Annotated in this window: 12 protein-coding genes; 4 read left to right on the forward strand and 8 right to left on the reverse strand. The window is 65.8% G+C overall.

Annotated elements, in window-relative coordinates:
• Positions 1-160: 160 nt before the first annotated feature.
• The 8 genes from KI243_RS24900 to KI243_RS24935 all read right to left on the reverse strand — a co-directional run bounded on the left by KI243_RS24900 (position 161) and on the right by KI243_RS24935 (position 7,956).
• Positions 161-1,345 carry a dipeptidase gene (locus KI243_RS24900; RefSeq protein WP_178991284.1) on the reverse strand — a complete coding sequence of 395 codons (1,185 nt, stop codon included), beginning with the start codon at positions 1,343-1,345 and terminating at the stop codon, positions 161-163.
• Between the two features lie 33 nt (positions 1,346-1,378).
• Positions 1,379-2,335 (reverse strand): ABC transporter substrate-binding protein, encoded by a 957-nt coding sequence (locus KI243_RS24905; RefSeq protein ID WP_017126598.1) that lies wholly within the window; start codon positions 2,333-2,335, stop codon positions 1,379-1,381.
• Between the two features lie 14 nt (positions 2,336-2,349).
• A complete protein-coding gene (locus tag KI243_RS24910; protein ID WP_244861775.1) occupies positions 2,350-3,168 on the reverse strand; it encodes a class II aldolase/adducin family protein in 819 nt (272 codons plus the stop codon).
• Positions 3,158-4,096, reverse strand: coding sequence for a D-isomer specific 2-hydroxyacid dehydrogenase family protein (locus KI243_RS24915; protein ID WP_212810019.1), 939 nt, complete (start codon positions 4,094-4,096; stop codon positions 3,158-3,160). Before KI243_RS24915 ends, KI243_RS24910 begins: the two co-directional genes overlap by 11 nt.
• Positions 4,093-5,298, reverse strand: coding sequence for an acyl-CoA dehydrogenase family protein (locus KI243_RS24920; RefSeq protein WP_212810020.1), 1,206 nt, complete (start codon positions 5,296-5,298; stop codon positions 4,093-4,095). The genes KI243_RS24915 and KI243_RS24920 overlap by 4 nt, the downstream gene beginning before the upstream one ends.
• Positions 5,295-6,068: an ABC transporter ATP-binding protein gene (locus KI243_RS24925; RefSeq protein ID WP_178992433.1), complete on the reverse strand. Its 774-nt coding sequence runs from the start codon at positions 6,066-6,068 to the stop codon at positions 5,295-5,297. The genes KI243_RS24920 and KI243_RS24925 overlap by 4 nt, the downstream gene beginning before the upstream one ends.
• A 2-nt stretch (positions 6,069-6,070) precedes the next feature.
• A complete protein-coding gene (locus KI243_RS24930; RefSeq protein WP_178992434.1) occupies positions 6,071-6,892 on the reverse strand; it encodes an ABC transporter permease in 822 nt (273 codons plus the stop codon).
• A 161-nt stretch (positions 6,893-7,053) separates the two neighbouring features.
• A complete protein-coding gene (locus KI243_RS24935; protein ID WP_017126603.1) occupies positions 7,054-7,956 on the reverse strand; it encodes a LysR family transcriptional regulator in 903 nt (300 codons plus the stop codon).
• 105 nt (positions 7,957-8,061) lie between these two features.
• On the opposite strand from KI243_RS24935, the gene KI243_RS24940 reads away from it, so the two are divergent.
• The 4 genes from KI243_RS24940 to KI243_RS24955 all read left to right on the forward strand — a co-directional run bounded on the left by KI243_RS24940 (position 8,062) and on the right by KI243_RS24955 (position 12,005).
• The gene (locus tag KI243_RS24940; RefSeq protein WP_017126604.1) at positions 8,062-8,697 is read left to right on the forward strand and encodes a hypothetical protein; all 636 of its coding nucleotides are present in this window, start codon (positions 8,062-8,064) and stop codon (positions 8,695-8,697) included.
• Positions 8,694-10,277, forward strand: coding sequence for a rhodanese-related sulfurtransferase (locus KI243_RS24945; protein ID WP_212810021.1), 1,584 nt, complete (start codon positions 8,694-8,696; stop codon positions 10,275-10,277). The genes KI243_RS24940 and KI243_RS24945 overlap by 4 nt, the downstream gene beginning before the upstream one ends.
• Positions 10,278-10,509: 232 nt before the next feature.
• Positions 10,510-11,049: a sigma-70 family RNA polymerase sigma factor gene (locus tag KI243_RS24950; RefSeq protein WP_177088153.1), complete on the forward strand. Its 540-nt coding sequence runs from the start codon at positions 10,510-10,512 to the stop codon at positions 11,047-11,049.
• Entirely contained in the window at positions 11,046-12,005 is a 960-nt protein-coding gene (locus tag KI243_RS24955; protein WP_177130561.1) for a FecR domain-containing protein, read from the forward strand. The genes KI243_RS24950 and KI243_RS24955 overlap by 4 nt, the downstream gene beginning before the upstream one ends.
• Positions 12,006-12,094 lie beyond the last annotated feature (89 nt).

The raw sequence follows: 12,094 nt of genomic DNA on the forward strand, positions 1-12,094 counted from the left end.
AGAGAGCGGAACTTAATAAGAGAAATACATTTTAGGCATATGCAAATATTACTTTGTTTCATATTTTATGACGGTGATATTGCGCAAAATGCATAACCTCAAGGACGCCGGGCACGCTCCTGACGCTTTCGTGGGCAAGACCGCTCCCACACCGGGCGGCTCAAGGTTCAGAGCGGGCCTGGGCCGCGGCCAGCACCCGCAACAGATTGCCACCCCAGATATTCGCCAGGTCCCGTTCGCCATAACCCGCCGCCAGCAGACGCTCGGTGATCTTCGGCAACTGCGAGACGTCCGCCAGCCCCTCGACCCCGCCGCCGCCATCCCAGTCGGCGCCGATGCCGACATGCTCCGGGCCGACCATCGCGAGGATATGCAGCAGGTGCTTCATGTAGTCGTCGAGGGTCGCCCTGGGCTCGGGGAAGCGCGCCTCCACCTCGCGAATCCGCGCTGCCAGGTCCGCCACCTGCTCCGGCGCCATGCTCGCGGCCAGACGAAACTCCTTGTACAGCGGCCCGAGGGCCTTGCTGCGTTCCGGGTTGGCTCGCTGCTCGATGAGGTCGCTGGGGAAGCTGTTCACCTGGATCACCCCACCCTTGGCCGCCAGCGCCCGCAGGCGGCGATCGTCGAGGTTGCGCGGGTGCGCGGTGATCGCCCGGCTGCCGGAGTGGGAAGCGATGATCGGTGCCGTGGACAAGGCCAGCACCTGATCGAAGACCTGGTCGGAGGCATGGGAGACATCCAGCAGGATACCCAAGCGATTGGCCTCGATCACCAGCTCCCGCCCCCTGGGACTCAGGCCATGCCACTGCGGCAGCGCCGTGGCCGAGTCGGCGAAGTCATTGTTCGCCGCATGCACCAGGCCGAGCATGCGCAGGCCGAGACGCCGGTAGGTCAGCAGGCGGCCGGGGTCCGCCGCCAACGGCTCGGCGTTCTCCATGCTGATGAACACCACCCGCTGGTGCCGCGCGACGATCTTCGGGACATCCTCGGCGCTCAGAGCCAGGGCGAACTGTCGCGGGTGGGCGGCAATCATGTCGCGAATCCGCGTGATCACCGCCAGGCCATGCTCGCTGGCGAGGGTCCGGCCTTCATCGGTCAATGCTCCCTGGGGCGTGAATATCGCCCAGAAACCACCGTCCAGGCCGCCCTCCTCCATGCGCGGCAGATCGACCTGGGACAGGTCGTCCTCATAGCGATGGCGTTGCGTGATATCCCAGCCCGGGCGGGCCAGATGCATGGGTGTGTCGAGATGGCTGTCGAGCACGGTGAGACGTTGGTGCAGCGTGTCCGCGGCCTCAGCCGGCGAGGCGATCAGCAAGGCCAGCGCGAGGGTTTTCCAAGGCATTGAGTCCTCCCTGGGACTTGATCGTTGCGGCACCTAGCCCCAGTTGAAACTGCGATCCCACAACCCCGTGACATCCAGCTTCTGCGGTAGCACCCCGGCCTCGAAGAACAGGTCGGCGACGTCCTGCTGCGAGCGCACCGCCGCATCGTCCACCGGTTGCAGGATGCGTGGTCCGCTCTGGGCCTTGTACTGCGCCAGGAACACTTCGCGTGGCATGCCGAGGATCTGCGCGCTCTTGCTCGCCCACTCCTGCGGATGCGTGGCGATCCACTGCCACGCGCGGTACTCGCGCAGGATGTAGTCGGTGATCGCCGCATGCTTGAGCGGGTCGGCAATGCTGTTCTGGTTGGCCGCGATCACGTAGTTGCCGGACAGGTAGCCCTGCCCGGTCTTCAGCACCCGCGCGCCGGCCCGCAGTTCCGCCAGCTGGATGAAGTAGCCGAAGCTGACCCAGGCATCCACCGCGCCGTTCTGGAACGCGGCAAAGCCGTCCTGGGGCGTCAACGCCATGGGCACGATGTCGTTGAAGCCCAGTCCCTGCTCCTTCAGGGCCTTGAGCAGAAAGTAGTGGGAACTGGTGGAGCGGATATAGGCGATGCGCTTGCCCTTGAGTTCGGCCACCGACTGCACCGTCGAGCCCCTGGGCACGATAAAGGCCTGGTTGTTGACGTCACCGGTAAGCACCGCGATGAGCTTCACCGGGGCATGGTTCTTGATGCCGAAGATCGGCGGGATTTCGCTCATCGGCGAGATATCCAGGGTGCCGCTGACCAACGCCTCGAAACTCAGGTTGCCGCCGGTGAACTCGGCGTACCTGACCTGATACGGCGCCGGGCCGATACCCGCCTCGGGGAAGAATGTCGGGGCCGCGCCCTTGTAGGTGGCGACATTCAGGGTCACCCCGCTCAGGTCCCGGGCCGCACTCAAGCCGGGCAGGGAAATCCCGAGCCCGGTCAGGGCGCAGAGTTGCAGAAAACCACGACGGTCCATCACGCTGACTCCTGTCACAGAAAGGCATCCGGTTCGCTACGCAGCACCCGGTCCCAATAAGGTTGAAAACTGAACCAGCCACCAAACTCGGTGCCCACCTGGCGCGCGGTGTGGAGCGCCACCTCCGGCGGAATCGGCCGTGGCGTGCCGGCGGCTTCGGCCAGCAGTTGGGCATGGGCGGCGTTGTCCATGGCGATAAAACGCCAGACCGCCGCCTCGACCGTCTCGCCCACCGTCAGCAGGCCATGGTTCTGCAGGATCAGCGCCTTGTGCTGGCCCAGGGTCCGGGCGATCCGCTCGCCTTCGCTGCTCTCCAGCACCACGCCGGAAAAGTTGTCGAACAGCGCATGCTTCTCGTAGAAGGCGCAGGCATCCTGAGTCAGCGGATCGAGCAGGCGGCCCAGGCTCGACCAGGCCTTGCCGTGCAGCGAATGGGCATGGGCCGCCGCCACCACATCCGGCCGGGCTTCGTGCAGGGCGGCGTGAATGGCGAAGGCCGCCAGGTTCAAGGCGCCCTCGCCTTCGACGATAGTGCCGTGGGGATCGACCCGCAGCAGGTCGGACACCCGCAGATGACCGAAATACACGCCCACCGGATTGACCCAGAAATGATCGCGGTGCTCGGGATCGCGCACGGTGATATGCCCGGCGCCGCCCATGTCGAAACCGAGCCAGGCAAACACCCGGAACGCCGCGGCCAGGCTTTTCTTGCGTTGCAGTCGTTCCAGTTCAAGGGTCGGTTGCTGCGGCGGATGTTCCCAGCGGAACACCGTCTGCCCGTCGCGGGGCAAGCCGTAGGCACTCGGTGCCGGTCTCGGCGATTCAATAGCCACGTTCGGCCTCCACGCGGTTTTCCAGGGGCAGGCCGAGGGCATCGCGCTCCAGGTTGCGCAACAGCAACCGGGCGAGTTCCAGGTAGACCTGCGGTGAGTTGGCGCTGGTATGCGGCGACAGGCGGATACGCGGATGCCGATAGAAACCATGGCCCTCGGGCAACGGCTCCGGGTCGCTGACATCGAGACTGGCAAGGCTCAGTTGCCCGCCCTCCAGCGCTTCCAGCAAGGCCTCCTGGTCGAGCAGGGCGCCGCGGGCGATATTGATCAGGTGCAAGCCGGGCCTGGCCGAGCCGAGGACATCGCGGTCGATGATGCGGCGGGTCTGCGCGGTCAGTGGCACCGCCAGCAGCAGATGATCGGCACGTCCGAACAGCTCATGCAGATCGGCCACCGCCTGCACTCCGGGGACCTCGAAAGGTGTCGCCGAACGGCGCAGGGCCAGGACTTCCATCCCCAGGGCCAGCGCCTTCGGCGCCAGGGCCCGGGCGATACTGCCGAAACCGAACAGCCCCAGGGTACTGCCCGCGACCGAGGCCAGAGGTCGTTGCTGCCAGTGCGCGGCTTCCCCGATCCAGACATCCGGCAACCGCTTGGCCGCGGCAAAGATCGCCGCCAGGGCAAACTCGGCAATGCTCTGGGCAGTGACCCCGCGGGCACTGGCCACCGGCAGGCTGTCGAACAGCCAGCGGGGAAAATAGTCGAGCCCGGACGTCACCAGTTGCACGAACCGCAGACCGAACGGCCAGCCCGGAGGCGCTTGTGGCGCGTCGCGGAACCCGGCATGGGGGGCGGCCAGCAGCACCTGGATATCCGCCGGCAGATCAGCGGGCAGGCCGCGCGGCAGCTCCAGCACTTGCAGGCCCTGGGCACGCAGGCGGGCATTGAAATCGGCGTCCAGCTGGCTGGCGATGCGTACGCCGCTCACGCCTGGCCCCCACGGGCCGGCAAAGCAAACGCCGCCCGCCCGACCGCGGCGAGAATCGCATCGTTCTGCGGTGTATGAATCCGGCTGCACAACACATCGCGATAATGTCGTTCGAGCGGATTGCCCCGCGCCAGGCCGGGATTGCCGATGGCCTCGATGCCCAGCTCCACGGCACTGATGGCGTTGCCGGTGACCAGGTACTTGACCTGGGTCGCTTCGCTCGCGGCGATCCGTCCTTCGGCGGCGGCATCGAGCAGCACGCGGTTGGTCAGCAACAGTGAATCGATCCGGCCGATCAATTCATGGAAACGCGGCAGGCTCGACAGAGGCGCGCCGAGGTTGGCCGGGGTGCGTTCGGCCAGCCAGGTCACCAGCCAGTCCCGCGCCGAGCGCGCCACGCCGTCATAGATCGCCGACAGCAGCACCGCCAGCCAGAGCACGCCTCTGCTGTCCAGCTCGGAGGGGCGCGGCACGCTGGCGGGCTGGATATCCACGGCGAACTCGCAGGCGACAAAGACATCCTCGAACACCACGTCATGGCTGCCGGTAGCGCGCATGCCCAGGTGATCCCAGGTCTCCTCGACACGGATTCCCGGGGTATCGCGGTGCACCAGCCAGGTACCGACCCGCGGTTCGGCTTCGTCACTGCGAGCCCAGACCGACAGCCAGGTCAGGCCCGGAATACCGGTGGAATAGATCTTGCGCCCGTCGAGTCGCCAACCGCCCTCGACCCGCCGCGCCACGGTGCCGGGCAAGCCGCCCCGGGCCGGGGTGCCGAGATCCGGCTCGACGCGCAGGGCATTGATCAGCGCCCCCTGCTCCACCGCTTCGCGAGCCACCTGCAGCCGCAGATGCCGGGGCCAGGCCTGGTTGCCTTGCAGGCGCGTGTGCTGCAAGTACTGCATCACCAGCACCAGCGCGGTCGAGGGCTCGCCCCGGGCCACCGCGCCGATCACCCGCCGCGCCTGGGCCAGGGTCGCTTCGCTGCCGCCGAGATGGCGCGGCACTGTCAGCGCCAGCAGGCCATGCTCGTGCAGGCGGTGCAGGTTGGCGTGGGGGAACTCGCCGTGCCTGTCGTAATAGGCCGCGGTGCTGGCGAACTCTTCGCTGAGCTGCTCCAGCAGATCGGCGAATGCAGGGGAATCAAGGTCCGGACGCTGCCCGGCGGTAGTGGAAGGCGATTGCACGGTGGTCAGGTTCATCGATGGGCGATCCTGCTGAGAAAATGAAGGCGACCGTCCTCGACGGCCGGAGGTTGTTCAACCCCGAGCAACTCCAGCAAGCGCGCACGCAGCTTCTGGAATGCCGGGCTGGCCACCTGGCGCGGACGCGGCAGGCGGATCGCAATCTGTTCGGCGATACGTCCGTTGGCCAGGACCACCACCCGGTCGGCCAGCAATACCGCCTCGTCGACATCGTGGGTCACCAGCAGCACCGCCGGTTCGTGCACCCGCCACAGGTCGATGATCAGCTGATGCATGCGAATCCGCGTCAGCGCATCGAGGGCGGCGAACGGCTCGTCGAGCAACAGCAGTTGCGGCTCGCGGACCAGCGCCCGGGCCAGGGCCACGCGCTGGGCTTCGCCACCGGACAGGGTGTGCGGCCAGGCATCGACCCGATGGGCGAGCCCCACTTCGGCGAGCGCCGCCAGTGCCCGTGACCTGGGTTGGTCACCGCGCAGGCCGAGGGCGACATTGCGCCAGGCGCGTTTCCACGGCATCAGCCGCGGTTCCTGGAACACCGCCGCCAGCGGCTCGGGCACCGTCAGCCGGCCTTCATCGATCCGGTCCAGGCCGGCCAGGGCACGCAGCAACGTGGTCTTGCCCGAGCCACTGCTGCCAAGCAAGGCGACGAATTCACCGGGAGCGATGTCCAGGTCGAGGGCGTCGAGGACCGCCTGGCCGCCGAAACGGCGACTGACCTGGCGGCACTCGACGGCCGGGCGTGGGGAACGGGAAAGCGGCAGAGTCATGGTCAGTTCCTGATAAAGGACGGGCGCCAGGCCAGGGTGAAGCGCTCCAGCAAGCGCACCAGGCTGTCGATACCCAGGCCCAGCACGCTGTAGATCAGCAGGCAGATCACGATCACATCGGTGCGCATGAAATCCCGGGCGTCATTGACCAGGTAACCGATACCGGCGCTGGCGTTGATCTGCTCGACCACCACCAGGCCCAGCCAGCTGAGGCCGAAGGCATAGCGCAGGCCGACGAAAAACGACGGCAAGGCTCCGGGCAGGATCACGTGCCAGATCCGCTCCCGCCGGGACAGGCCGAGCAAGGTCGCCGCCTCCAGCAACTTGGGATCGAGGCTGCGGATACCGGAGAACAGCGTGAGGTAGACCGGAAACGTGGTGCCGAGGGCAATCAGGGCGATCTTGGGTGTCTCGCCGACCCCGAACCAGAGGATGAACAGCGGCACGATGGCGAGGAAGGGCAAGGTGCGCAGCATCTGCACGGGCGAGTCGATCACCAGCTCGCCGCGTCGGGACAGCCCGGAAAGCAGGGCCAGCACGGTGCCGATACTGATGCCGATGGCCAGTCCGCCCAGCGCCCGCTGCAAAGACACCCAGAGGTGACGCCCGAGTTCGCCGTTGCCGAGCATCTGCCACAAGGTGCCGCCGATGGTGCTCGGCGCGGCGATGATCCGGGTGGGCAGGAGCCCGGTGCGCGAGGCCAGCTCCCAGAGCAGCAACAGCACCAGCGGGCTGATCAGGCGTACCGCCAGTTCACGCCAGCCGTGCCAGCGGGCAACGGCCCGCAGGCCGGATCGTGGGGAGACAAGGTCTTGCGCGGGCATGCTGACGTCCTGTTCTGTAGCGCGTGGAGGACCATGCTAACTACATAAAAAACGTCCGTGAAATTCGCTTTGGTTCTAATCTAATATACAAAAAATGCATTTATCAAAATTATGATTATGCAAAATACAAAAACTGACGAGGTTCTGGCCGCCCCCTTCCACTATTGCCCCGGCACCTTGCCCACCCGCTGCGCCACCATCTCGCCAAAGACACTGACCGGTTCCTGCAGGTTGCCCAGGAAACGCGGATGGATCAGCCACAGATCGATCACCGGCTTGAAGTCCGTCACCGGCACGATCTCCAGCTTGTCCCGATGGCTGCTGTTCTCCAGCAGCGGCGACGGCACCAGGCCGTAACCCAGGCCATTGGCGATCAGCCCCAGTTGCAGTTCGGTGCCAAAGGTCTCCAGATTGATCTGCAGCGACAGCCCCTGGGCACTCAGGGCCCGTTGCAGGCCGGCGCGGAAACCGCAGCCATCGGGGTTGAGCACCCAGCCGCGTTGATAGAGGTCGGCCAGCTTGTAGGCGCGCCGGGTGACCTCGCCCTTCGCCGCGACCACCACCAGGTTCATGCTGCCCAGCGAACGCCCGACCACCCCTTCGGGAAACACCTTGCCCGCCGGAAACAGCGCCGCCACCACATCCAGCTCGCCGTTCTCGACCTTGCCCAGCAAATGGCTGCCCCAGCCGGTGGCGACCGAGGTCTGCAGTTGCGGGTAGCGGTTTTTCAGGTGGCTGAGGGCATCGAGCAGCACCACGTCGCCGATGGTCTGCGGCACGCCGATCCGCAGGGCGCCGCTCGGCGCACCATCGTTGGCCACCAACTCGCTCAAGGCGTCGATGGTACGCAGCACTTCCAGGCACTGGCCGTACACCCGCAGGCCCATGCTGGTGGGTTTCAACGGCTTGGTGTTGCGATCCAGCAACTCCACCCCCAGCGCTTCCTCGAAGTTCTGCACGCGCCGGGTGATGGCCGGCTGGGTCAGTTGCAGCGAATCGGCGGCCTGGCTGATGGTCTGGCAACGGATTACCGCCACGAATGCGTTGATATCATCTATCTTCATTCTTTATTCGCATAATAAATAACTGGAAAAATGTCTGGAAAGAATAATACCTTTTAGCTCACTCGTGTAGTTCACATCGTGACTGACTGTCCACGGAGGGAGTTCATGCCCCAGCAAGCCCACAGCATCGCTTCAACGCAGCCGACACCGAACCTGGGGCGATTGCGCCGGTTCATCCAGCAACTGGCCGACCTGCTGGCCGATCAACCCGACGAGCCGCACCTGCTCGAACACGGCAGCCGGCTCTTGCAGCAACTGGTCGAGCATGACGACTGGTTGCCCGAGGACTTCGCCCGCCCGGACCCGCAGCGCTACCAGCAGTTCCTGCTGCACGCCGATTCGCGCCAGCAGTTTTCCATCGTCAGCTTTGTCTGGGGACCGGGGCAGCAAACGCCGATCCACGATCATCGGGTCTGGGGCCTGATCGGTATGCTGCGCGGGGCCGAATATTCCCAGGGTTTCGCCCGCGGCATCGATGGCGGCCTGCAGGAAGCGGGCGCGGCGATCCGCCTCGAACCGGGCCAGGTCGAGGCGGTGTCGCCACGGATCGGCGATATCCATCGGGTGTCCAACGCGTTCGATGACCGGGTGTCCATCAGTATCCATGTCTACGGCGGCAATATCGGTGCGGTGAAACGCGCGGTGTACAGCCTCGACGGCAGTGAAAAAGCCTTTATCTCCGGCTACTCCAACAGCCTGCTACCTAACCTCTGGGACCTGTCGAAGGAGCCCCCGCAATGACCGAAACCCGCACCCGCCGTTACCAGGATATTCGCCGAGCCTTGCTTGCCCGCGAGGAACTGGCCTTGCTCGATGTCCGTGAAGAAGCGCCGTTTGCCGAGTCCCACCCGCTGTTCGCGGCCAATATCGCCCTGTCGAAACTGGAACTGGAGGCCTACGCGCGGATCCCCCGTCGCGACACGCCGGTGACCGTCTATGACAACGGCGAAGGCCTGGCGTCGCGGGCCGCCGAGGTGCTGCGCGATCTCGGCTACAGCGATGTCGCCCTGCTCGACGGCGGACTGGCCGGCTGGCAGGCGGACGGTGGCGAGCTGTTCAAGGACGTCAATGTGCCAAGCAAGTCGTTCGGCGAACTGGTGGAGTCCGAGCGCCATACGCCATCGCTGGCCGCCGAAGAAGTCCAGGCCCTGCTGGATGCCGAGGTCGACCTGGTGGTGCTCGACGCCCGACGCTTCGACGAATACCAGACCATGAGCATTCCCGGCGGCATCAGCGTGCCCGGCGCCGAACTGGTGCTGCGGGTCCGCGAACTGGCACCCGATCCGGGCACGCGGGTCATCGTCAATTGCGCCGGACGCACCCGTAGCATCATCGGCACCCAGTCGCTGGTGAATGCGGGAATTCCCAATCCGGTCGCCGCCCTGCGCAACGGCACCATCGGCTGGACCCTCGCCGGCCAGACACTGGAGCACGGACAGGCGCGGCGCTTTGCCGAGGTCGGCGCGGACAACCACCAGGCCGCCCGGCAATCGGCGCGTGCCGTGGCCGATCGTGCCGATGTCGGCCGGGCCGGCCTGGCCGAGCTGCGCCAATGGCAAGCCGAACGCGGACGCACCACCTACCTGTTCGACGTGCGCACCCCGGAAGAATTCGAGGTGGGCCACCTGCCTGGCGCCCGCTCCACCCCAGGCGGACAACTGGTGCAGGAAACCGATCACTTCGCCAGCGTCCGCGGGGCCCGGCTGGTGCTGGTGGACGACGATGGCGTGCGGGCCAACATGAGCGCCTCGTGGCTGGCACAGATGGGTTGGCAGGTGAAAGTACTGGATGGCCTGGTGCCAACCGACTTCAGTGAGCAAGGCCCCTGGCAGGCACCGTTGCCGCGGGCCCCCGAAGCACAGCCCGTGGATGCCGCCACCCTGGCCGGCTGGTTGCAGGAGCCCGGCACCCAGGTGCTGGACTTCACCGCCAGCGCCAACCATGTACAACGGCATATCCCCGGCGCCTGGTGGGTGTTGCGCAGCCAGCTGGCCGAGGCCCTGGCGCGGATTCCCGCGGCGCAACGCTATGTGCTGACCTGCGGCAGCAGCCTGCTGGCCGGCTACGCCGTCGCCCAGGTCCAGGCTCTGACCGCGCGGCCGGTGTTCCTGCTGACAGGCGGCACGGCGGCCTGGGTCGCGGCCGGATTGCCGGTGGAAGCCGGCGAACAACGACTGGCCTCGCCGCGCATCGACCGCTACCGTCGCCCTTATGAAGGCACCGACAACCCGCGCGAAGCCATGCAGGGTTACCTGGACTGGGAATATGGCCTGGTGGCGCAACTGGGGCGGGACGGGACCCACGGTTTCTTCGTGATCTGACCACCACCACCACCACCACCACCACCACTGATCGTTCCCACGCTCTGCGTGGGAATGCCTCACCGGACGCTCCGCGTCCGCTGCAAGGTGACGCAGAGCGTCACGGGCTGCATGCCCACGCAGGGCGTGGGAACGATCGACAGTGGCTTTATTTCAAACGAGACAAATAGCAATAATTCTCGATATCATTCACAACTTCTCCCGTTACCACCCGAAGTCGTGAAGGATCCCCATGCCTCGTCCCAAGCCCGACCCCCTGTCGGCTGATACCTTTCGCGGGTTCTATGCGGACATCCTGCATTTCCTGCGCAAACGCACGGACAACGCCAGCGACGCGGCGGACATGACCCAGGACGTCTTCACCCAGTGGCTGGACTACGACGACCAGGCCAAGGTCGAGCAGCCACGGGCCTTTCTGTTCCAGATGGCACGCAACCTGCTGCGCGATCACTGGCGCAAGCAGAAGGTCCGGCAGGCGGTGCACAGCGAGCAAAGCGACCCGGAGCAGGAACCCGTGGCCGACGATCGCAATGACCCGCTCGCGGCCGCCCAACGCCTGCAACGACTCGAACAGTTGAAACAGGTACTCGGCGAACTCTCGCCTCGGCGTCGAGAAGCCCTTATGCTTGCCCGTTTCGAGGGCCTGAGCCAGGCCCGGATCGCCGAACGCATGGGAATTTCCGTCAGCATGGTGGAAAAACATATCGCCTTTGCCTTGCTGCACTGCAAGCAGCGTCTGGATCAGGACCATGGCAAGGAGCAGCCAGAATGACCCGCGTCACCGATATCGAGTTCGCCGAGGACAGCATCGACGCCCAGGCCGCCAGCTGGTTTGCGCGTAATCGCAACACGCAGGACCAGGCCGCCGACAAGGCCTTCGAGGCATGGCGGGCGACGCCTGCCCATGCCCGTGCCTATGCCGAGTTCGAGGCGCTGTGGGCCGATCTCGCCGAACTCCAGCAGTTGAACCGAGCGGTGCCGCTGGCACCGCGCCGCCCCAGCCCCTGGCGCCCGGCCCTGGCCGTGGCGGCCGCGCTGGTCTGTGCCGTATTGACCACCAGCCTGGGCGCGCCGAACACCCCGTACCGGCATCAGGTCGCGGCCCATGCCGAAGGGACCCGCACCCTGAAGTTGCCGGACGGCAGCACCCTGTACGTGAATGCCAACACCCGCCTGCGTATCAACTTCCGGGCCTTGCAGCGGGATATCTACCTGGACCAGGGCCAACTGTACCTGGAGGTCGCCGCCGACAAGGAGCGGCCGCTCTGGGTGCATGCCGGCAACGCCCGGGTACGGGTGGTCGGCACCGCATTCGACGTGCGCCGCGGCCAGAAGCAACTGGTGGTCAGCGTCGCCCATGGCCAGGTCGCCTTCGAGCCTGAAGGCGATCCGAACAACACGACCCTGCTCGAAGCCCGCCAGCGCGGGATCTACGACTATGCCAAGGGCACCGTCCAGCAGCAGGCGCTGAGCGCCGAGGAAATCGCCGATTGGCGCAGCGGCCACCTGACCTTTCGCAACCGCGAACTGGCCAGCCTGATCGACGAACTGAATCTATACCGCGGCAAGCCCGTGCAGCTGGCCGACGGTCCGCTGGCGCACTACAAGGTTTCCGGCAGCCTCGATGCCAAGGACCCCGATGCCCTGCTCGAGGCCCTGCCCGCCCTGATCCCGGTGAAAACCGTGGGCCTGGACGACGGCGAAGTCAGGATCGAAAGCCGCAAATAACCTCATTTGCGAATATTTTTCATTCGCATATGAGGTTTTATTTCACTGCCGCGTCTTCCTCCCCGATTGCGTTCTGAACGAACGCCTTT

It is taken from the genome of Pseudomonas sp. Ost2 (assembly GCF_018326065.1).
Taxonomy (GTDB): Bacteria; Pseudomonadota; Gammaproteobacteria; order Pseudomonadales; family Pseudomonadaceae; genus Aquipseudomonas; species Aquipseudomonas gingeri.

Excerpts from the sequence above, each read along its gene's own strand:
- KI243_RS24930 (WP_178992434.1), bottom strand. The coding sequence starts at position 6,892 with ATGCCCGCGCAAGACCTTGTCTCCCCACGATCCGGCCTGCGGGCCGTT.
- KI243_RS24935 (WP_017126603.1), bottom strand. The coding sequence starts at position 7,956 with ATGAAGATAGATGATATCAACGCATTCGTGGCGGTAATCCGTTGCCAG.
- KI243_RS24905 (WP_017126598.1), bottom strand. The coding sequence starts at position 2,335 with ATGGACCGTCGTGGTTTTCTGCAACTCTGCGCCCTGACCGGGCTCGGG.
- KI243_RS24900 (WP_178991284.1), bottom strand. The coding sequence starts at position 1,345 with ATGCCTTGGAAAACCCTCGCGCTGGCCTTGCTGATCGCCTCGCCGGCT.
- KI243_RS24925 (WP_178992433.1), bottom strand. The coding sequence starts at position 6,068 with ATGACTCTGCCGCTTTCCCGTTCCCCACGCCCGGCCGTCGAGTGCCGC.
- KI243_RS24920 (WP_212810020.1), bottom strand. The coding sequence starts at position 5,298 with ATGAACCTGACCACCGTGCAATCGCCTTCCACTACCGCCGGGCAGCGT.
- KI243_RS24955 (WP_177130561.1), top strand. The coding sequence starts at position 11,046 with ATGACCCGCGTCACCGATATCGAGTTCGCCGAGGACAGCATCGACGCC.
- KI243_RS24945 (WP_212810021.1), top strand. The coding sequence starts at position 8,694 with ATGACCGAAACCCGCACCCGCCGTTACCAGGATATTCGCCGAGCCTTG.
- KI243_RS24950 (WP_177088153.1), top strand. The coding sequence starts at position 10,510 with ATGCCTCGTCCCAAGCCCGACCCCCTGTCGGCTGATACCTTTCGCGGG.
- KI243_RS24940 (WP_017126604.1), top strand. The coding sequence starts at position 8,062 with ATGCCCCAGCAAGCCCACAGCATCGCTTCAACGCAGCCGACACCGAAC.